This is a genomic window from Pseudomonas sp. RC2C2, assembly GCF_018390435.1.
GTDB classification, from domain to species: Bacteria; Pseudomonadota; Gammaproteobacteria; order Pseudomonadales; family Pseudomonadaceae; genus Aquipseudomonas; species Aquipseudomonas donghuensis.
This window is the reverse complement of the sequence record NZ_JAHBAX010000002.1, coordinates 1379598-1401166: the sequence shown is the minus strand read 5'-3', so window position 1 is coordinate 1401166 and position 21569 is coordinate 1379598. Positions and strand designations below refer to the sequence as shown.

At 62.3% G+C, this 21569-nt stretch carries 15 protein-coding genes; 8 read left to right on the top strand and 7 right to left on the bottom strand.

All coding sequences use genetic code 11. The features are described from left to right. Position 1 precedes the first annotated feature (1 nt). Positions 2-892 carry a proline iminopeptidase-family hydrolase gene (locus KHO53_RS24950; RefSeq protein WP_010223568.1) on the bottom strand — a complete coding sequence of 297 codons (891 nt, stop codon included), beginning with the start codon at positions 890-892 and terminating at the stop codon, positions 2-4. A 174-nt stretch (positions 893-1066) separates the two neighbouring features. Between KHO53_RS24950 and KHO53_RS24945 the strand changes: the two genes are divergently transcribed. Further along, positions 1067-1828 (top strand): LuxR family transcriptional regulator, encoded by a 762-nt coding sequence (locus KHO53_RS24945; protein WP_010223567.1) that lies wholly within the window; start codon positions 1067-1069, stop codon positions 1826-1828. 96 nt (positions 1829-1924) lie between these two features. After that, complete coding sequence (locus KHO53_RS24940; protein WP_010223566.1) at positions 1925-2824, top strand: proline iminopeptidase-family hydrolase; 900 nt, start codon at positions 1925-1927, stop codon at positions 2822-2824. A 204-nt stretch (positions 2825-3028) separates the two neighbouring features. On the opposite strand, the gene KHO53_RS24935 is transcribed toward KHO53_RS24940, so the two are convergent. The 3 genes from KHO53_RS24935 to KHO53_RS24925 form a co-directional block, all read right to left on the bottom strand. Further along, positions 3029-3436, bottom strand: a complete 408-nt coding sequence (locus KHO53_RS24935; RefSeq protein ID WP_213571286.1) for a c-type cytochrome — start codon at positions 3434-3436, stop codon at positions 3029-3031. A gap of 181 nt (positions 3437-3617) precedes the next feature. Further along, positions 3618-5006: a hypothetical protein gene (locus KHO53_RS24930; RefSeq protein ID WP_213571165.1), complete on the bottom strand. Its 1389-nt coding sequence runs from the start codon at positions 5004-5006 to the stop codon at positions 3618-3620. Positions 5007-5059: 53 nt separating this feature from the next. Further along, positions 5060-5632, bottom strand: a complete 573-nt coding sequence (locus tag KHO53_RS24925; protein WP_036995119.1) for a LuxR C-terminal-related transcriptional regulator — start codon at positions 5630-5632, stop codon at positions 5060-5062. Positions 5633-5759: 127 nt separating this feature from the next. Between KHO53_RS24925 and KHO53_RS24920 the strand changes: the two genes are divergently transcribed. The 4 genes from KHO53_RS24920 (at position 5760) to KHO53_RS24905 (ending at position 10692) form a co-directional block, all read left to right on the top strand. After that, positions 5760-6938, top strand: coding sequence for an acetyl-CoA acetyltransferase (locus tag KHO53_RS24920; RefSeq protein ID WP_010223562.1), 1179 nt, complete (start codon positions 5760-5762; stop codon positions 6936-6938). Positions 6939-6940: 2 nt separating this feature from the next. Next, positions 6941-8482: a class I adenylate-forming enzyme family protein gene (locus tag KHO53_RS24915; protein WP_213571162.1), complete on the top strand. Its 1542-nt coding sequence runs from the start codon at positions 6941-6943 to the stop codon at positions 8480-8482. A gap of 43 nt (positions 8483-8525) precedes the next feature. Then, positions 8526-9866, top strand: coding sequence for an MFS transporter (locus tag KHO53_RS24910; RefSeq protein WP_010223560.1), 1341 nt, complete (start codon positions 8526-8528; stop codon positions 9864-9866). 181 nt (positions 9867-10047) lie between these two features. Continuing rightward, positions 10048-10692 (top strand): tetratricopeptide repeat protein, encoded by a 645-nt coding sequence (locus KHO53_RS24905; protein ID WP_036995114.1) that lies wholly within the window; start codon positions 10048-10050, stop codon positions 10690-10692. Between the two features lie 93 nt (positions 10693-10785). Here KHO53_RS24905 and chrA read toward each other — a convergent pair whose 3' ends face one another. Together chrA and KHO53_RS24895 are read right to left on the bottom strand one after the other, a co-directional pair. After that, a complete protein-coding gene (chrA, locus tag KHO53_RS24900) occupies positions 10786-12150 on the bottom strand; it encodes a chromate efflux transporter (RefSeq protein ID WP_010223558.1) in 1365 nt (454 codons plus the stop codon). Beyond that, the gene (locus KHO53_RS24895; protein ID WP_213571160.1) at positions 12143-13084 is read right to left on the bottom strand and encodes a chromate resistance protein ChrB domain-containing protein; all 942 of its coding nucleotides are present in this window, start codon (positions 13082-13084) and stop codon (positions 12143-12145) included. The genes chrA and KHO53_RS24895 overlap by 8 nt, the downstream gene beginning before the upstream one ends. A 304-nt stretch (positions 13085-13388) precedes the next feature. Here KHO53_RS24895 and KHO53_RS24890 point away from each other — a divergent pair, with 304 nt between their 5' ends. Next, positions 13389-14069, top strand: coding sequence for a phytanoyl-CoA dioxygenase family protein (locus KHO53_RS24890; RefSeq protein ID WP_026001358.1), 681 nt, complete (start codon positions 13389-13391; stop codon positions 14067-14069). Positions 14070-14131: 62 nt separating this feature from the next. Here the strand turns inward: KHO53_RS24890 and KHO53_RS24885 are convergent, their stop codons facing one another. Further along, entirely contained in the window at positions 14132-14872 is a 741-nt protein-coding gene (locus KHO53_RS24885) for a Mut7-C RNAse domain-containing protein (RefSeq protein ID WP_010223555.1), read from the bottom strand. Positions 14873-15126: 254 nt separating this feature from the next. Here KHO53_RS24885 and KHO53_RS24880 point away from each other — a divergent pair, with 254 nt between their 5' ends. Beyond that, positions 15127-21228, top strand: coding sequence for a DUF5801 repeats-in-toxin domain-containing protein (locus KHO53_RS24880; protein ID WP_213571158.1), 6102 nt, complete (start codon positions 15127-15129; stop codon positions 21226-21228). The last annotated feature ends 341 nt before the right edge of the window (positions 21229-21569 follow it).

The window sequence follows — 21569 nt, the reverse complement described above, 5'->3', positions numbered from 1 at the left end:
ATCAGCCCCGGTTGCGCTGCAGGAAATCCAGCAACACCGGGAAGTAGGCTTGCGGCTCTTCGTAGAACGGCATGTGGCTGCTGTTGGGGAACACGTGCAGCTCGGTCTGGTCATGCAGTGCCAGTTTCATGCGCAGGGCGCAGGCGGGGGACAGTTCGTCGTGCTGGCCGGTGGTGATCAGGACCGGCATCTGGAACTCGCGCATTTGCTCCAGGCGGTTCCAGTCCTTGAGGTTGCCGATATAGAGGAATTCGTTGGGGCCCTGCATGGTGGTGTAGGGGCCCATGTTCCAGTCGCCCAGCGAGCGATTGACCGGCGCCGGCCACTCGTCGAGGCGGCACACGTGACGGTAGTTGAGCAGGGTGATGGCTGCCTGGTACTGGGGATGGTCGAGGTTTCCCTGGGCCTCGTAGCGCTGCATCATCGCCACGGTTTCGCTGCCCAGGGCACTGCGCAGGCGTTCCAGCTCGCTGATCAGGTGCGGGATGTCGCCGACGGTGTTTTCCAGAATGAGGGTTTTCAGCGACTGCGGGTGGTGGATGGCGTATTCGATCGCCAGCCAGCCGCCCCAGGAGTGTCCCAGCATGTGTACGCGGCCCAGGTCCAGGGCCTGGCGGACCTGCTCGACCTCGGCCACGTAGCGGGTGATGTTCCACAGGCTGTCGTCGTCGGGGCGGTCGGAGGCGCCGGTCCCCAACTGGTCGAAGGCGACCACGCGGATGCCCTTGTCCTTGAGCCAGGCATGGGCATCGCGAAGGTAGTCGCAGGGCAGGCCCGGCCCGCCGTTGAGGCACAGCAGCACCTCGTCCCCTTCGCCAAAGCTGTACACCACGAGATTGTGGCCATCGACCGATACGTTGAACTGCTGGTCAGGTTGCATCTCACGCCACATCGCTACTCTCCTGTTGGCCATGGCTTACAGCTATACCCTGCACAGGAGAGTGCGCCGCCTACAAGCTAGTATTTCTTATAGGTTTTGTCTGGCAGTCCCGCGCCGAGCCGTGGCATTCTACTCGGCGGACTTCAAGATGGAAATCCAACAGGGTATACACAGGGAGTGTAAGGAATGCAGGCCAAGCTGGCTGATCTCCATACCCGTCTGGCGTCGGACAGTAACCTGGACGAACAGATGGACAGCGTCGCCGAGCTGGCGGCGCAACTGGGCTTCGATGCCCTCGTGTACGACTACAGCCCGGTGCCGCTGGATCACCTCGGCGAGTTGATCACCCCCTCCGTGGTCAGGCTGCGCCAGACCCCGAGGGATTGGCAGGACCTCTGGTGCTCCGATGGCTTCTACCAGATCGACCCGGTGCAGCAATTGGCCGTTTCCTCCATCGCGCCGTTCGCCTGGTCGTACCTGCCCAAGGGCGAGACCGTCCTGCAGCGCCTGATCGATCGCCGCCATGCGCCGGTGGTTGGTTACCTGCTCGATGCGCAGCTGGCCTGCGGCGTCACCGTGCCCATCCACCTGCCGCGCGGTGGGCTGGCGACCCTGACCGGCCTGCGTCCCCAGGCCAGTCAGCGTGACCTGGACGATGCCCGGGAACACCTCGCCGACTTCAGCCTGATCGCCCATGCCTTGCAGGAGGCGGCCTATCCCTTGCTGGGCAAGGAGGCCGCCAGCCGCGCCATCCGCCTGACCCGCCGTGAGCTCGAGTGCCTGCGCTGGGCTGCCGAAGGCCTGACCGCGGCGCAGATCGCCGAGATGCTCACTCGCTCGCTGGCCACGGTCTCCCTGCACCTGACGTCGGCCATGCACAAGCTGGGGGCGAAGAACCGGGTCCAGGCGGTCGCCCGGGCGGTGCACTATCGTCTGCTCGACAATTGAGTGGTAAAAAATCCGAAAACCTAGAGAACTCTCTAGTTATGCCTCGTCGTGCGTAGGGCTATTGTGTGCTCCACGATTCGCACGGAGCCGGATGAAATGGAACTCATCAAATCGCATGAAGGTTTTGCCCCGTTCGGCGACTATCAGACCTGGTACCGCGTCACGGGTGACCTGGATTGTGGTCGCACTCCGCTGGTCATCCTGCATGGCGGGCCGGGCTGCACCTACGATTATGTCGATGCCTACAAGGATGTCGCGGCCGGTGGCTACCCGGTCATCCACTATGACCAGCTGGGCAACGGCCGTTCGACCCACCTGCCGCAGATGCCGTCGTCGTTCTGGACGGTGAAACTGTTCATGGAAGAGCTCGACAACCTGCTCGAGCACCTGGGCATCAGCGACCGCTACGCCCTGCTGGGCCAGTCCTGGGGTGGCATGCTGGCCAGCGAGCACGCGGTGCAGCGCCCGGCGGGCCTGCGTTGCCTGGTGATCGCCAACTCGCCGGCAGATATGCGCACCTGGGTCAGGGAGGCCAACCGCCTGCGCGAGAGGCTGCCCGAAGATGTTCAGGCCACACTGTTGCGCCATGAAGCCGTGGGCGACTACACCGCCGCCGACTACATCGCCGCCACCCGGGTGTTCTACGACCGTCACGTGTGCCGCCTGAACCCCTGGCCGGATGAGGTGGCCCGCACCTTCGCCCAGGTCGATGCCGACCCGACCGTGTACCACGCCATGACCGGACCCAACGAGTTCCACATCATTGGCAGCACCAAGGACTGGACCATCGTCGACCGCCTGCCGCAGATCAACGTGCCGAGCCTGCTGATATCAGGACGCCATGACGAAGCCACGCCGCTGGTGGTCAAGCCGTACTTGGACCTGATCCCGGGCATCCGCTGGGCATTGTTCGAGAACTCCAGCCACATGCCCCATGTGGAGGAGCGGGTGGCCTGCATGGGTACCGTGGTCAAGTTCCTCGACGAGAGCCTGTAGCGTTCGCAGCGGCCCTCATTCCGGCGATCACTACCTTACGATTGGTGTAGGCAGGATTTTCCATGGGTAGGTTGAAGAAAATCCTGCGTCGCCAATCTACCTTCCCATGCAGGCAATCGCTGCACCTTCGAGCCTCGGGCTCAGCCCCCCCGCGGGCAAGCCACGAACCCGGTACATGACGTGCACCTGCTGCTCATCTCAAGATCATCGTGTTTTTGAAATCACACCACTCATGTATTGATGTAGATCGCGCAGGTCCTTAACACTCCAGGCGTGCGGCGGTATCTTTACACCGTTCTCCTGCAACGTCTTTGGAATTAAGTTTCCATTGGGGCGAAGTATTATGGAAGATACAATAACACCCGGGTAATCACTCAGCCGCCTCTTGAAAGCCGATGTTGTAAGGTCAGGGGTTGGCGGATTGCTTTTATTGGCCAATGGCCCTGTCCTCTTGATATCTGCTCCGTGACACACGGCACATCTCTGTAAATAGAGACTTTTCCCATTGGTATTATCCGCGAGGGCGGGTGATGTTTGAATGAGTGAAAACACCCCGAGTAAAGCAAGGAATGGTATTTTAATTTTTATTTGTCCGTGTTGTATGAGTAGCATCCGCATCGAGGGCAAACCCCGCGTTACCAATGCAACGCTCAATGCGCTCGATAACATTTGAACCCAGAGTGTTCATTAGGGTCTTTACGAAATATGCCTGCGCGACAAGGGTGGAAACCGACCCATGGCGGCCAATGGCACACGCTCGGTTGAAAGGGCAGCTAACGGTATGACAGCCGTCTTAGAGAACCGACTCCACTCGCCATGTCCAGCGCCCCAACGGGCTATTCTGCACCGCCTGCACAAACACCCCGTAATCTTCGAGGTAGTGGTAGCTCTCGGCCCATTCAGAAGTAGCCGTTTTGTGCTTGGAACAGCTCAGCGGCTTGGCCATGCCTTGCAAGGCGGGGTTTATCTGACTGGCTGGCAGCGCGGCGCCGACCTTGCAGGTGACGGTAGTGGTGAAAGGCCCCGTGGTGGTGGCCTGGACCAGGTCATAGGCCACTTCGCTGTGTTCCGGCAGGCGTTGCCAGTCGCCTGTGAAGCTCAAGCCGATGACGTGCAAGGAGTCTTCTACCTGGTTGCCGTTGTTGCGGTCGAACGAGCGGTTGGCCAGCTCGATCAGGCCGCGGAACGTCAGCAGCAGCTTGGTGCCCAGCACCGAATCCACTGGCTGCAGCAGCAGCTGGCCGCTATGCGGGTCACGGCTGAAGATGTCCTTGCGCTGCACGCCGGTGATCTTCATGCCGTTGAGCACCAAGGCGTCGTAGCGATAGTGCAAAGCCTGTAGCGTCAAGCGCGGTTCGGGCAGTTGCAGGGTATTGATCGCCGCCAGCACGGCTGGCGCCGTCTTGGGTGTATCGAGCTGCGGCGGCAGTGGCGTGCGCACAGGGGGCATCGCCATCTGGGCCCAGGTGGCAGCGGGCTGGCAGGCAGCTTCGATCAGGCGTTGTTGTCCGCTGTCGGCCTGTGCCTGCGGCATCATTGGGGTGTCCAGATTGACCTTGCCGTTGTACACCCGGCCATTGTCGTCCACCTTGAAGTCGCTCAACGGCTTGAAAGTGCGCTGCTTGCAGTCGATGGCCAGGCGCTCATGCAGTTGTGCAATCTGGCCGTACCCTTTGACTGCTTGATAGTTGGCAAGTTGAATGCTCGTCCAGATCTTGAGTACGCCATCCTCGTGAATCGCGCTGTTACGGTCCAACACCAGCCAGTCTTGAACTGGCGCGGTGTCCAGCGCTCGCCAGTCAGGCACGGCGCGATAGGCGCAGGCATTTTTGAGTTGTTCGCTGCGCTGCAGCACCTGCAACTGTGGTTGCGGAAGGTTGCTGGAATCGTCGTTGTCAGAAAACGCCTGCATGCCCCGTTTGGTGGGATAGAACATGCTGCCGCTGGGCTGGCTGCAGGAGGCGTCAAAGCGGGTGACCCAGGGGTTGCTCGCGGAGGGCGCGATCATGTAGGTGATCTGGTCGCCTTGACGGATGATCGAATCGGGCGCGGCCGATTCGTTGATCACTCGTTCGAACACTTCAAGGCCAGGGTGCTTGGCCGGTGGTTGCGGCTTGGGCGGGGTGCTGCAGGCGGCGAGGGCGAGCGGCAGGGCTAATGAAAGCGAGAAACGGGCATCCATGCAAAAAAGCTCTTGGTCAAAAAAGCGCGAGTTTACCTGACCTGCACTGGTGCTCAACTGATGAAGATGATCTTCGACACCAGCTCTGCGCTGTTCTTGGCCTGAAGTTTCTTCATCAGCCGGGCGCGGTGGACTTCCACGGTGCGGTGGGAAATGCCCAGCTTGCGCGCCACTTCCTTGCAGGTCAGGCCATTGACGATATGCAGCGAAATCTCCCGTTCGCGCGGAGTCAGCTGGATGGTCGGCGCCGGCTGGCGATCCAGGCGCTCGAAATGCCAGACCATCAGTTTGAACGGGTCTTCCACCGTCAGGGAAAACCCGTGGGCCCGGGCCCAGAACACCTCGCCGTTGCGATGCTGCATGAAGCGCTCGTCGGAGTAGAAGGCGCCGGGGCCGTTGCGCAGCCAGTGCTCGCTGCGCTCGCCGATGCTCTGGTAGTCGGCCTGGGAGGGGTACAGCAGCAGGGTCAGGTGGCCCTGCAAATGCTCGCGCTCGTAGCCGAACAGGCGGACGAAGGCCTGGTTGCAGTCGAGCATGCGCCGATGGCCGGTGATCATCTGCGGCGCGGGGGAAACCTGGAAGGCCAGGCGCTCGAGGTCCTGGAATCGCGGGTCGTGTACGGTCATCAGGCATCCTGCCTCGGGTTTATCTCGGGTACTACTTACTGGCGTAAGTAGTTGCCCCAACTAGCGTGTGATTCGGGCGCTGAATCATTGTATGGAATACGCGCTTCAAGGACAGAAGAAAATCACCATGACTCACGACTCCGTATCCATCGTCGCTGCCGCCCACAGTCCTTTCGGTCGCCTGGACGGCCTGAACCTCGAGGACCTGATCGTCCAGGTTACCCGCGAAGCCCTGGCGGACGCGGCGATCGACGCAGCAGAAATCGACGCGCTGTTTCTCGGGCACTTCAACGCCGGCCTGGTGGCCGATGGTTTCCCCGCCTCGCTGATGCTCCAGGCCGACCCGCAACTGCGCTTCAAGCCCGCCACGCGCTGCGAGAACGCTTGCGCCTCAGGCTCAGCGGCGATCCAGGCCGGGATCAACGCGATCCGCAGCGGTGCCGCCGAACTGGTACTGGTGGTCGGCGCGGAGAAAATGACCGGCAACAGCACCGTCGAAGTCACCCGGGCCCTGGCCGGCGCCGGCTACCAGAATGCCCTCCAGGAAGCCGGCCTGAGCTTCGCCCAGCTGTTTGGCCAGGTGGCGCAGCAGTACGCCGAGCGCTACCACAGCCCCTTGGCCTCGATGGCCGCGATCGCGGTGAAGAATCACGCCAATGCCATGGCCAACCCCCTGGCGCAGATGCACCGGGTGATGGACTTCGAACACTGTAACAATGTTTCCCAGGGCAACCCGCTGATCGCTCCGCCACTGCGCCTGACCGACTGCTCGCTGATCAGTGACGGCGCGGCGGCGATCATCCTCGCCTCGCCGCGGCGCGCCCGTTCGATGCGGCGCCAGGTGGCGATCCGCGCCATGGTCCAGGTGAACGACTTCCTGCCCTTGTCGCGCCGTGACATGCTGGCCTTCGAAGGGCCGCAACGGGCTATCCAAGGGGCCCTGCGCGAGGCCGGGGTGACCCTCGGCGACCTGAGTTTCGCCGAGGTCCACGACTGCTTCACCATCGCCGAACTGCTGATCTACGAAGCCATGGGCCTGGCGCCCAAGGGCGAGGGCCACCGGGTGCTGGACGCGGGCATCGTACGCCAGGGCGGCCGCCTGCCGGTGAACCTCTCCGGCGGGCTCAAGGCCAAGGGGCATCCGGTGGGGGCCACCGGGGTATCGATGCATGCCCTGGGCTTTGCCCAACTGGTCGGTAAACCCATCGGCCTGGGGGTGCCCGGTGCCGAGTTCGGCTTGCTGTTCAACATGGGCGGCATGGCGGTGGCCAACTACGCCAGCGTCCTGCAAGCGGTCAAGGTCTGAGGATGAACATCGCCCATTGGCTGCACGCTGCGGCCCAGCGCTGGCCGCGGCGGGCGGCGCTGTTCGAGGGGTGCCGCGAGGTTGCCGACTACCAGGCGTTCGCCGCCCAGGCCCGGACACGTGCCCTGCAATTGCGCCATGAGTACGGCATCGTGCCTGGTGACCGGGTGGCGTTGCTGATGAAGAACAGCTGCGGCTATCTCGAATTGCTGTATGCCATCTGGTGGAGCGGGGCGGTGGCGGTTCCGATCAACAGCAAGCTGCACGCACGGGAAGCGGCCTGGATAGCCGGCAATGCCGGGGCCCGGTTGGTCTATACCGATGAGGGCGAGGTCTTTGACCGCGCGTCGCTGCCGGCTGGCTGCCGTGAGCTGGCCGCGCCCGGGCTGGCCGATCCAGGCCAGCTGCCGGGCGATGAACTGCTGGCGCCGCACCCGCGGGAGGACAGCGACCTGGCCTGGCTGTTCTACACCTCCGGCACCACCGGGCGTTCCAAGGGGGTGATGCTGTCCCATGGCAACCTGATCGCCATGTCCTTGTGCTATCCGCTGGACGTCGATCCGGTGGCCGCAGAAGACGCGGTGGTCTATGCCGCGCCGATGTCTCACGGCGCCGGCCTGTACAACTTCATCCATGTGCGCTGCGGCGCCCGGCACGTGGTGCCGGCGTCCCGGGGGTTCCAGGCGGCGGAGTTGTTCGAGCTGGCGCAGGCGCTGGGCCAGGTCAGCCTGTTTGCCGCGCCGACCATGGTCAAGCGCATGGTCGGCCAGGCCCGGCAGCAGGGCTATTGCGGCGAAGGGATCAAGACCATCGTCTACGGCGGGGCGCCCATGTACCTGGCCGACCTCGCCGAGGCCCTGGACACCTTTGGCCCGCGCCTGGTGCAGATTTACGGCCAGGGCGAATGCCCGATGACCATCAGCGCGCTGTCGCGGGAGGCCATCGCCGACCGCGGGCATGCCGACTGGCCGGTCATTGCCGCCTCGGTCGGGCGTGCCCACGCCTGCGTCGAGGTGCGCGTGGTGGATGCGCAAGGCCTGCCCCTGGCCCCCGGCGAACCCGGGGAAATCGCCGTGCGCGGGGCGGCGGTGATGCAGGGGTACTGGGATAACCCGCAAGCCACCCAGGAGGCCCTGGTGGATGGCTGGCTGCGTACCGGCGACATAGGGTTCCTCAATGAACAGGGCTACCTGACCCTTACCGATCGCAGCAAGGATGTGATCATCTCCGGTGGCAGCAACATCTACCCGCGGGAAGTCGAGGAAGTGCTGATCCAGCACCCCGAGGTGTTCGAAGTGTGCGTGGTGGGGGAGGCCGATGCCCATTGGGGCGAGTCGGTGGTGGCCTTCGTGGTCCTGCGCACGCCCCACAGCCTCGATGCACAGGCGCTCAACGATTGGTTCCTGGCGCGCATGGCCTCGTTCAAAAAACCGAAGAAATACCTGTTTTGCGCCGAGCTGCCGAAGAACAGCTATGGCAAAATTCTCAAGACCCGCTTGCGTCAGTGGCTGCAAGACCCCACGGGGCCTTTGAGCAACCTCTGAAACACTGCATTTCATGGATAGCACTACGACAGGAGTCCCCACGATGGGTGTGTCATCTTTCAACTCCCAGCGCCAGCGGCGCCGGGCCTTCATCGGCGCCACTTCCGGCCACTTGATCGAGTGGTACGACTATGGCGTCTACGGTTTCCTGGCCTTGTACATCGGCAAGGCCTTCTTCGTCTCTGACGACCCCACCAGCAGCCTGCTGGCAAGCTTTGCGGCCTTTGCCTTGAGCTTCTTCATCCGGCCCCTGGGCGGCCTGTTCTTCGGCCCTCTGGCCGACAAGATCGGCCGGCGCAAGACCCTGATCACCGTGCTGGTGATGATGGCCGGCTCCACCTGCCTGCTGGGCCTGTTGCCAACCTACGCCAGCATCGGCATTGCCGCGCCGGTGATGCTGGTGCTGATCCGCTGTGTGCAGGGCTTCTCCGCCGGTGGCGAAATCGGCACCATCACCAGCTTCATTTCCGAATATGCCGGCCCCGGGCGCCGGGGGTTCGCCACCTGCTGGCTGATGGTCACCGCCGTGCTCGGCCTGCTCCTGGGCGGCGCCGTGGCCAACGGTATGACCTGGGCCCTGGGCGCCGACCTGATGCAGGACTGGGGCTGGCGGATCCCGTTCCTGATCGCTGGGCCGCTGGGCTTCATCTCGCTGTACATCCGCCTGAAGCTTGAGGACAGCCCGGAGTTCCTCGCCCTGGTAGAGGCCGGGCAGACCTCGAAGGCGCCGCTGCGCGAGGTCTGGCAGTGGAAGCGCTCGATTGCCCTGGTGTTCTTCATCATCACCCTGCACAGCTCGATCTTCTACCTGGTGCTGACCTTCGCCTCGACCTACATGTCCAACACCCTCAAGTTCGACAGCGGTACCACCTTGCTCTACGTGTTCGTCGCCAGCCTTTCGGCGGCGGTGGTCATGCCCTTCGGCGGCGCCTTCACCGATCGTTACGGGCGCAAGCCGTTCCTGATGGTGATCGGCACCCTGGCGACCCTGGCCATGTACTGGTTCTTCAAGGCCGCGCCCGGCGCCACCCCGGCCACCTTGTTCTGGCCGTTGATGGCCGTGGCGATCCTGTTCGGGCTGTACGCGTCCTCGACCTACGCACTGATGAGCGAGCTGCTGCCAACGCGCATCCGCTCCACCGGCATCGCCGTGGCCTACAACATCCCGGTGGCGGTGTTTGGCGGCAGTGCGCCGCTGATTTCCACCTGGCTGATCAAGCTCACCGGCGACATCACCGCGCCCTGGTACTTCTACGTGGCGACCGGGGTCGCGTCGTTGCTGGCACTGGTGGTGCTGCGCAAGGAGGATTTCGTTGCGTGTGGCCATGACGTTCGGCACGAGGGTAGCGCGGCGGTGCCAGGGTTGGTGAATCTGCAGCCTTGAGCGCGTCGGTCGGCGCCAGCGTTGGCTGGCGCCGCCTGTCACAATCGAAGTTACGGTGGCGGCTGCAGCGGGAACTTCAGGGTACTGGGCAGGTCAATGGGGGCCCTGTATCGGCAATGCCGAGCAGCACTGTGGTCTGTTTACGCCAGTGCCGTCCGAGATCAGTCGAGTCCGCCCCCTGATGCCAACCAAGAGTTTTCTCCCGGGTCTGATCCTGGTGTTCTGCGCCGTCGCGTCGCTTGGTTCGGTTGCGGCTGAGCGAAGAGCGCCAGCGCACAGTAACAGCGCATCAACCACCCTCATCGAAACCGCCTCGCGGCAATATGAAAATGGCCAGTTGGACCAAGCCGCTGCCACGCTGGAGCGAGCCCTGCATATCCAGCCGAACAATCCCGCTACGCTGCATTACCTTGGTGTCTTGCGTCTTCAGCAGGGGCAATACCAGCAGGCTGAAACCTTGGCGGTGCGCTCGAACATGCGGGTTGGTCGCAACGTCGAGTTACGCAACCGCAACTTCCAATTGATCCAGGCGGCGCAGCAGGCCCGGTCTTCGGGTATCCCGCCCAGCGTCAAGGCGGACCTGGTCGCAGCACAGAAGAGGCCGCAAGAGCAGGCGCAAAGGCGCAGCGAGGCAGCACTGGGCGTTGCCGAACAATCCACGCAGCCTGGGTACGATGCAGTGGTAATTCCCCGCAGCCATTTGCCGCCTCCGGGTAAATGCCGAATCTGGTTTCCTGATCGCCCGCCGGGGCATCAGCCCGCACCCGGCAAATGCAAGAAACTGCGGTATCGGGTTCCGTCAGGGGCTTACCTGGTGCACGGGTGAGTTTCTGCGTATCCAGGTCTGGCCGCCGCCGGCCGGTAGCGTTGCCGGCCACGTTGTGGGAGGGACAAAGCGGACGTTCATATCTATTCCACCTCACCGCTGTAGCAAATGCACTGTCATACCAACCAGCGCGCAGGCTAACAGCACTTGAATGACTCCCCGTTTGAAGCGAAACAAGGCGACGGCGGCACCGACCGCGATCAGCGCGGATGGCCAATCAAACGTGCCGTTGAAGCCGTTTGGCCAAAGCACGTGATAACCGAAGAACAGCGCCAGGTTGAGGATTACGCCTACCACTGCGGCGGTGATGCCGGTGAGCGGGGCGGTGAACTTCAGCTCGTTATGAGTCGACTCCACCAACGGTCCGCCAGCCAGGATGAAAAGGAAAGACGGCAGGAACGTAAACCAGGTGACGAGGCTGGCTGCGATTGCGCCGGCAAGGAAAGGCTGATCGGCACCAAACATTGGATTGAGATACCCGCCGACAAACCCCACAAATGCCACCACCATGATGAGTGGCCCGGGAGTGGTTTCGCCCAACGCGAGCCCGTCAATCATCTGGGTAGGCGTCAGCCAGCCGTAATGACCAACGGCACCCTGGTAGACGTAAGGCAACACCGCGTAGGCGCCGCCGAATGTCAGCAAAGCGGCTTTGGTGAAAAACCAGCCCATCTGGGTCAGGGTGCTGTCCCAGCCAAACGACCCTATCAATGCCCCCATTGGCAGTAGCCACAACCCGGCACCAATCAGCGCCAGGCGCAGTAGATGCGCCCAGCGAAAGCGCGCGTGCTCGGGCGTTGGCGTGTCGTCATCGATCAGGGCGGGGCCGTAATTGGCTTTCGCAGCACCATGCCCGCCGCCAATGACGAACTTGTCCGCGGCAAAGCGGCCACCGATATAACCAGTGATACCGGCAACCAGCACGATCACCGGGAACGGCACGTTCAGCGCAAAAATGGCCACGAAGGAGGCTGCGGCAATCGCCCAAAGCCAAGCGTTCTTCAGGGCCCGAGAGCCGATCCGGTGAGCGGCGTGAACCACAATCGCCGTCACCGCAGGCTTGATACCGTAGAAGATCCCGGCCACCACCGGCACCTCGCCAAAGGCCACATAGACCCAGGACAATCCGATCAGGATAAAAAGCGACGGCAGCACGAACAGCGCCCCGGCAATCACTGCGCCCCAGGAACGGTGCATCAACCAACCGATGTAAGTCGCAAGCTGCTGGGCCTCCGGGCCGGGCAGCAGCATGCAATAGTTCAGCGCGTGTAGAAACCGCTTTTCACTGATCCAGCGCCGACGCTCGACCAGCTCCTGGTGCATGATCGAAATCTGACCTGCCGGGCCGCCAAAGCTGATGAAGCCAAGTTTGAGCCAGAACAGCAATGCTTCAAACAAGCCGACAGGCGGCGGAGCAGCATGCGGCTGATCGCTAATTGCAGAGGTTGTATCAACCATTGGCAACATCCTCGCTTGCGAAAGCCGCCAGGAGGCCATCAAAGATGCCCCCGGCAACCTGGGTCAGTTGATCATCATCGAGAATACTTTCCCGCAATCCGGTGAGGACACGCTCAATCCCTGGGGCTTCAACGGGCTGGCTCCCCCCCACGTCCAGGTAGTGAACGACGGCGGCAAGTCGCGATAGCCCCGATACTTCAAGGGCAAAGCTGGCAATGAGGGTCTCGAAGGAGACTCGCTGGCCGGTGTGGCTGAACTGCGCCCCATCGAAATCGAAGCCGAGCGCATCGCCAGGACAGTCCTTCGGGCTATCCAGCCAGATGATTTTGGCGTTCGTATCGATAAAGCGGCGGATCAACCAGGCGCAGGCAAGCCGGTCTACCCACGGGCGCTTTCGGGTCGCCCATTTACGCCCTTGAAACGCGCTGCGATCAAGAACGATGATCGGCTGTTCATAGGCTGTCGGCTCGTCGGCAGACAGCGCTCGACTGATTGCCGTCTCCAGGTCTTGAAGCGCTGAGTCGGCCTGGGCTTTGGGTGCGCCAGGGAAAAAATCGATGGTCGTCAACTGGCCATAGGCCTTCCTGAGCTTTCTCACCTGCCGCGCTACTTGAAGTGCATTGTCCTGAGTCAGCGCTGCTCGGCAGCCAGCAATGTCTTCCAGCAGCTTGGTGTAGTCATCGCTTCGGTCGAACAGCGCACTGTAGCGTTCTTCCGGCGCCGAAAACGTCAGCAAGTATGCCGTGCCATTGAGGCTAAGTACGTCTCGCTCAACCGTCTCGAATGCATCTTTGCTCACGCTGAACTCGGGGAGCAGATAGACACCGTCGCGCAAAACCGTCGCGCCTGAAGACTTCAGGGTCCTCCAGGCACGCATTCGCTCGGTCGCATTCGCTGTCGGTAGACCAAGAATCAATAGCGACCAACCGACCATGTAGATCTCTCAACAATTAATGTCATGTACTCTACATTAAACTCGATCAGGCCGAAGTCAATCTCATCCTGCCGGGATAACCAGGGCGGGCGGGAAAAAACGTGGTGTATGTGCCGTGCGAGCGCAGCAGTTCATCCGCGTTCATCAGCCAATCAGCTGCATGTACTCTTGCAACGGTGAATCCGCTCCGCTCACTGGGCTCGTAAACGCTACGCTTGATCATTGGCTGACTATTGCCCAATGCTTTAGTCCAGTTCAGGGCCGTTCTGCAAGACGCATGGGTGGTAAGGGCATTGAGGACGCTATGACTGACCGCGAACAACTTCATCGAGATGGCTATGTGCTGCTCCGTCGAGCAATCCCGGACGAGTGGCTGGGTGACCTTCGTGCAGTGTTCGATGCGGGGGTGAAGCCATCGGGCCAATGGCCAGTGCCGCGTGGCATGGGCTGGCGCCATTCGCTGTTGGACACAGACTCGACGGTTCAGGCTGTGTGTCGCCTGCCGCGGGTGCTGGCGGCGGTTGGTGAGTTGATCGGAGAACGGTTCTTCCTCTCGCAGGTGGAGGGTCGCGAACCCCTTGCAGGTGACGGTCATCAGCAGCTGCACCGCGACTTGTCGGCCCAACGGCCAGGCGACATAGTGAGCGCGCTGGCTTATTTCGACGATTATGGTCCCGAGAACGGCGCGACACGTATCGTCCCCGGCAGCCATCGCCCTGGGCAGGGAGAGCCGCCATTCGACTTCAGTGACGAGTCCCGGTCTGTGCAGCTTTCAGGCTCCGCTGGCGACATCCTGGTGTTTGATGTCGATTTGGTGCATGCGGGCAGTCTGAACTCAATCGGCGCACGCCGTCGCTCCCTCCTGATTAGCTACTTTTCTGAGCTTCTGTACGCGTCACACCTGGAAACAGTGAGCCTGCGAAGTGTTCGGATGGACACGACCGATCGGTTCGATCCTTCGGACTTTGCCTTTGGGGCTATATAACCTGACCTACCTGACACAAAAGCCAGTTATCCCTGGCAACGCAGACGGCCCGATGCGCTTGGCTATTGGTCCAGCAGCGGTGCCAGCAGTGCACACATGCCGCGCCAGTGCGAACCCTCCCAGTAAACCCGTTGGCAGGCGTCGCAGCGCAGGAATTGCGAATAGAGGGCGCCAATGCGTGGCGGCACCTGCGGCCGGGCCAGTTCCGGGCTGATCTCGTGCAGCGGCTGGTTGCAGTGAAGGCACAGGCTGAATGGCCGCGCGCTACGCGCCAGGTCGAGGCGCTCGTACAATTCGCGCAGTTGCAGCGACGGCTTCAGGGCATGCACGTAACAGCCGTGGCTGATGATCCGCCGCTTGAGGAGTTCGCGGTCGCGGGTTAGCACGATGCGTCCTTGCTGCGCAGCGATTTCGGCAATCTCGGCGTCCTCGAAGCCATTGTCGTAGAGCGTGTCGAAGCCACTCATGCGCAGCAGGCTGGCCAGCCCGCCAAGGTGCGCATCAGCGATGAAGCGCAGCACCCGTAAAGGTTGCGCACGAACCTGTAGCAGCGGGCTGATGTCCAGCGCTTCGAACTTGGGATACACCGCCAGCCGGTCGCGGTCGAAGACCACCCGCTCGAAGCCCACCGACTCGTCGTTGAGCAGCACCAGCTCGACCTCGGTGTGCGGTATCCCAAGCGCCTCGATCATGTGCTTGACCGTGGCCCCGCGCGCGCACTCGCAGGTGAAGGACTGCCGCCGCCGTTCGGCCGGCAGGAAATCGTTGAGCTCTTCGTAGAAGCGGAAGGTTGCACTGGTCATGCTGATCAGTATGGCAGGGCTGCAGGATGAGCGCGTCGAGCCCGGTCAAGGACTATCCGGATCCCCTCATTCAGCAACGGAACAGGCGACGCACGCCTTGGTCGCCCGTTCTCCCTCCCAGGTAGGCTGAAACTCCCATGTTGCCTAGGAGTATCGGCCGATGCGCAATCCCCGGCGCTCGTTCACAGTGGTGGATGGTAGCAGTAAAGGTCCACGCTCCGGCCTCTGGGGCCGGGATTGCTCGGGAGAAAGCCATGACTATCCGCAAAAAAATCGCATCGCCGACGAGCGACCTTACCGATGACACGGATGCCAACCTGTTTCCCATCACGATCGCCTCCACCAACCCGACAGACGCCACCCCCGCCAGCACTGCCATCACCACCGCCTGCGCCCTGAGCGTCGAGGCGACAGGGGTGAACGTTTCGCTGGACGAAACCGCCGGGTTGCAAAACAGCACGGCCACCGCAAGCCCTGCGGGAGACGCTGACGACAATGACATTCTGATCTCGGCGCTGCCCTCGGTCTTCGCTACCCGCTTGACCGCGCTGGGGGCAGGTACCGCAACAGGTGCAGCCCTGAGTGGTTATACAGGTGCGGTGGGCAACACCGGCAGTGATGCGTTCACCATCACCGCTGCACCCGGCGGCAGCGTTACCGATGTCAGCTTCACCGACAGTCTGGGCGCACCGCTCAATGGCCTGGACAGCGGACTCGATACCCTCGATGGCACCAGCATCCTTCTCTATACCGATACCAACAACAACATCCTGCTGGGCCGAGCCGGGGGCCCAGCCGGCGCAATCGTGTTCGCGGCCTACATTGAAGAAACCGGATCGCCGGTCACCGGCGGCAAGATCTGGACCGTGGAATACCAGCCGCTCAAGCATCCGGATGCCAGTAACCCGGACGATGCCCTCAACCTGCTGGACAAGGTGTTCATCGGCGCCAGCCAGGACCTGGGATTCAGCCTGGCCAATGCGCCCTCCGGGCAGAACCTGTTCCTGATGTTCACGACGGCGAACCCGACCGTGGTTGACGACGGTGGGGTCCTGCGGATCACGGATCCGACCGTTATCGCCACCGGCAAGGACCCCGCCGACCAGTCAAGCGGCGCCAATATAACGACGGGCGACACGATCAACACCAGCCAGGGGGGTGGCCCGACCACCTTTGGCACCAACAATCAGATGATCGTGGAGCAGGAAGGCATCCGTTTTTCGTTCGTCACCGGTGCCAGGCAGAATGTGACCGTTCCCAACCTTAGTCAGAACGAAGCAGATGTTGAAGCCAACATCGACTTTACCGACGTCTTCAATACGAGGTCGGCCGCGTTCGACGTCGTGCAGTTGCAAAGCGGCAAGAGCGCGGTGGTAAAAATCAGCGCATTCAGCACCGCTGCTGAACCTGGCGTGAATTTCATCAACGGTTATGCCAATGATGCGTCGGTTGCAATCAGCAATGTTCGCGTCATCAACATCAGCACCGGGCTGGTGATCGAGAACTCGGACGGCTCGGTGAATGATCCGGCCATTGTCATCAGCTTTGCTTCCGGGGTTGCCACCATCACCGGCGTTAAGGCCGGCTACCAGATTGAGTACACCACAACGGCCGACCACAACCGCGTGCTCATCGAGAATGGCGCGGCCATCGACGCCAAGGGCAATAACCACGCCGATTTCGATATCGGTGGCTTCACGATGCGCCAAGCCTCTACCACGACCGCCGAAATCGGCTCGAAGATAATCTTCGAGGACGACGGCCCGAGCATTAGCACCACTGGCACCGAGCCAACGCTGACCGTCGATGAAACCGTGCTCGCAACCGACGCCACGCAGAACTTTGCCGCCAACTTCACCTCGGCGTTTGGTGCCGATGGTGCCGGCACCCTGACCTATGCGCTGGGCGTGGTGGCCGGGGCTTCCGGACTGACCGACACCGCCAGCGGTGAGGCGGTCAACCTGTCGCTCAATGGCACAGTGGTGGAAGGCCGCACGGCGACGACCAATCAACTGGTGTTCACCGTCAGCGTCGCTGCCAACGGTGATGTCACCCTTGACCAGCTCCGCGCCGTGGTCCATCCCGACGCGACCGATCCGGATGACTCCACCAGTTTGACTTCGGACAACCTGGTGACCCTGACGGCAACCAAAACCGACGGGGACGGCGACAGTGCCCAGGCGACCCTGAACATCGGGCAGAACCTGGTGTTCAAAGATGACGGCCCAAGCATCAGCACCACTGGCACCGAGCCGACGCTGACGGTGGACGAAACCGTGCTGGCAACCGACGCCACGCAGAACTTTGCCGCCAACTTCACCTCGGCGTTTGGCGCCGATGGTGCCGGCACCCTGACCTATGCGTTGGGCGTGGTAGCCGGGGCCTCGGGGCTGACCGACACGGCCAGCGGTGAGGCGGTCAATCTGTCGCTTAATGGCACAGTAGTCGAAGGCCGTACGGCGACGACCAACCAACTGGTGTTCACCGTCAGCGTCGCTGCCAACGGTGACGTCACCCTCGACCAGCTTCGCGCCGTGGTGCATCCCGACGCGACCGATCCGGATGACTCCACCAGTTTGACCTCGGACAACCTGGTGACCCTGACGGCAACCAAAACCGACGGGGACGGCGACAGTGCCCAGGCCACCCTGAACATCGGGCAGAACCTGGTGTTCAAGGATGACGGCCCAAGCATCAGCACCACCGGCACCGAGCCAACGCTGACCGTCGATGAAACCGTGCTGGCAACCGACGCCACGCAGAACTTTGCCGCCAACTTCACCTCGGCGTTCGGCGCCGATGGTGCTGGCACGCTGACCTATGCGCTGGGCGTGGTGGCCGGAGCTTCCGGCTTGACCGACACTGCCAGCGGTGAGGCGGTCAACCTGTCGCTCAATGGCACAGTGGTGGAAGGCCGTACGGCGACGACCAATCAACTGGTGTTCACCGTCAGCGTCGCTGCCAACGGTGATGTCACCCTCGACCAGCTCCGCGCCGTGGTCCATCCCGACGCGACCGATCCGGATGACTCGACCAGCCTGACCTCGGACAACCTGGTGACCCTGACGGCAACCAAAACCGACGGAGATGGCGACAGTGTCCAGGCGACCCTGAACATCGGGCAGAACCTGGTGTTCAAGGATGACGGCCCAAGCATCAGCACCACCGGTACGGAACCGACGCTGACGGTGGACGAAACCGTGCTGGCAACCGACGCCACGCAAAGCTTTGCCGCCAACTTCACCTCGGCGTTTGGCGCCGATGGTGCTGGCACCCTGACCTATGCGTTGGGCGTGGTGGCCGGAGCTTCCGGCTTGACCGACACTGCTAGCGGTGAGGCCGTCAACCTGTCGCTCAATGGCACAGTGGTGGAAGGCCGTACGGCGACGACCAACCAACTGGTGTTCACCGTCAGCGTCGCAGCCAACGGTGATGTCACCCTCGACCAGCTTCGCGCCGTGGTGCATCCCGACGCGACCGATCCGGATGACTCCACCAGTTTGACCTCGGACAACCTGGTGACCCTGACGGCAACCAAAACCGACGGAGATGGCGACAGTGTCCAGGCCACGTTAAACATCGGGCAAAACCTGGTGTTCAAGGACGACGGCCCGAGCATCAGCACCACCGGTACGGAGCCGACGCTGACAGTGGACGAAACCGTGCTGGCAACCGACGCCACGCAGAACTTCGCCGCCAACTTCACCTCGGCGTTCGGTGCCGATGGTGCCGGCACCCTGACCTATGCGTTGGGCGTGGTAGCCGGGGCCTCGGGGCTGACCGACACGGCCAGCGGTGAGGCGGTCAATCTGTCGCTTAATGGCACAGTAGTCGAAGGCCGTACGGCGACGACCAACCAACTGGTGTTCACCGTCAGCGTCGCTGCCAACGGTGATGTCACCCTCGACCAGCTTCGCGCCGTGGTCCATCCCGACGCGACCGATCCGGATGACTCCACCAGCTTGAGCGCCGACAACCTGGTGACCCTGACGGCAACCAAAACCGACGGGGACGGCGACAGTGCCCAGGCGACTCTGAATATCGGGCAAAACCTGGTGTTCAAGGATGATGGCCCGAGTATCAGCACCACCGGTACGGAACCGACGCTGACGGTGGACGAAACCGTGCTGGCAACCGACGCCACGCAAAGCTTTGCCGCCAACTTCACCTCGGCGTTTGGCGCCGATGGTGCTGGCACCCTGACCTATGCGTTGGGCGTGGTGGCCGGAGCTTCCGGTTTGACCGACACTGCTAGCGGTGAGGCCGTCAACCTGTCGCTCAATGGCACAGTGGTGGAAGGCCGCACGGCGACGACCAACCAACTGGTGTTCACCGTCAGCGTCGCTGCCAACGGTGATGTCACCTTCGACCAGCTCCGCGCCGTGGTCCATCCCGACGCGACCGATCCGGATGACTCCACCAGCTTGAGCGCCGACAACCTGGTGACCCTGACGGCAACCAAAACCGACGGGGACGGCGACAGTGCCCAGGCGACTCTGAATATCGGGCAAAACCTGGTGTTCAAGGATGATGGCCCGAGTATCAGCACCACCGGTACGGAACCGACGCTGACGGTGGACGAAACCGTACTAACAACCGACGCCACGCAAAACTTTGCCGCCAACTTCACCTCGGCGTTTGGCGCCGATGGTGCTGGCACGCTGACCTATGCGCTGGGCGTGGTGGCCGGGGCTTCCGGGCTGACCGACTCTGCCACCGGTGAGGCGGTCAACCTGTCGCTCAACGGCGGCGTGGTGGAAGGCCGCACGGCCACGACCAATCAACTGGTGCTCACCGTCAGCGTTGCCGCCAACGGTGACGTCACCCTCGACCAGCTTCGCGCCGTGATCCATCCCGACGCGACCAATCCGGATGATTCGACCAGCCTGGCCTCGGACAACCTGGTGACCCTGACGGCAACCAAGACCGACAAGGACGGTGACAGCGCCCAGGCCACCCTCAATATCGGGCAGAACCTGGTGATCAAGGACGACGGCCCGGCACTCGCATTCGGCAACCTGATCGGGACCGGTAGCGTCCTTGCGCAATACGGCTTCTGGAGCAAGTCGGCCGGTGCCGATGGGCTGGGGGCGACGGGCCTGAACATCTCGTTGGTCAATGGCCAGTTCACCCTCGTCAGACCCGACAACACGACCACGACCGGGACCGGCACGCTCACCGAGCTGGTGCCCTCGCCGGACCTCAATGGTGCGTACCAGTTCGCCGGGACCTTGACCGGTGACTTCGACAACAACGCCGCAACGGCGAACACCACCGTCGACTACACGCTGACCGCCTTTGCCAATGGCAGCTATGCATTGGATCTGGTGCAAGGCTTTGCTTCGACGATCGTGCTCAGCAGTGCCGACGGCGCACTCGCTGCCGGCGGCCCGGACCCGGTGCGCACCTTGTTGATTCCAGAGCCGGATGACCCGGCTATCCCTTCGCCCTCCGAGGAGATTGTGTTCTTTTCCGCCAAGGCGCTTGCGTCTACGGCGGACATCCTGACCGGCATCGGGCTCGGAGAACCCGACCCCACTGAAGCTGCGCTGCAGACCAACCCCTTGCCAGCGTACATAGACCCGGCGGCCATGAACGTCAGCACAGCCGGCATTGGCGTTGCCAATAACCTCTTCCAAGGGGACAACCTGGCGGCCATCAGCGCTGCCGATGAAAGTTTCGTCATCAACCCGGAGAGCCTGCTGACAGCCATGAGGGTGTTCATCGACAACTCCGTGGGGGGATACAACACGGCGACCGAGGACCTGTACTACAGGATCTACTACGAGGATGGCACGTTCTCCAACCTCATCGAGGTCAACACCCTGACGCCGGAGGCCGGTGGACAGGTCTCCTTCCTCGTTGAGAAGCAGGGCACGGCGCTGATCGACGCGGTTCAGCTGACGATGGCCAGGGGCGAGATCAAGATCCCGGTGATCCAGTTCATCCAGGAGACCGAGAGCCTGGCCAGCGATGTCAAGCTGGCGTTCAATGCGACGCTGACGGACAAGGACGGGGACACAGCGACCAGTGCGTTCGACGCCAACCTGTTCGCCAACGACGCGGCCAACGCAACGTTCGACTTCACCCTGATCGGCACGGGCGGTGAGCAGGATGCCTTCAACATCGATCTGTCAGTCGCCGAGAACCTGTACCAGGTCACCGGCTTCGATGTGAGCCTAAGCCTGCGCGACACGCTGGTGCTCAACGGCGACCAGAGCGCCGTTGTCCAATCGATCGACAACAGCGGTGCAGACAGCATCGTGACGGTTGCCGAGACGGCCGGACAGACAACGACCATCACCCTGGTCGGGGTCGATCTGCTCAATAGCGACATTGTGTTTGGCGGCGCCTGAGGCCGCGCATGTGTGAAAGGATGCGAGGGTGGTGCAAACCACTCTCGCATTTTTTTGCAGTTCCAATATGAGCCTTTGCTCAAAGGCTATCCGGATCCCCGAAAAACATTTGGACAGGTCTCTAGGGCGGCGTTTTTGGTTTGCTGAATCAGAAATGTACCCCCAGAAATACCCTTGATACCCCCGGCAGGGTGCGCGATCGAGAATGGCGATTTCTGACAGCTGTCGAGGTGGCGCACACTGGACTTCAGTGTACCTCCATGGCGGGGTGGCCGGAAGCAGGGCGGGGCTGCGTCCGTATGGGGCCGTTTGTCACGATCGGCAGCTATCGGTTGAATCCA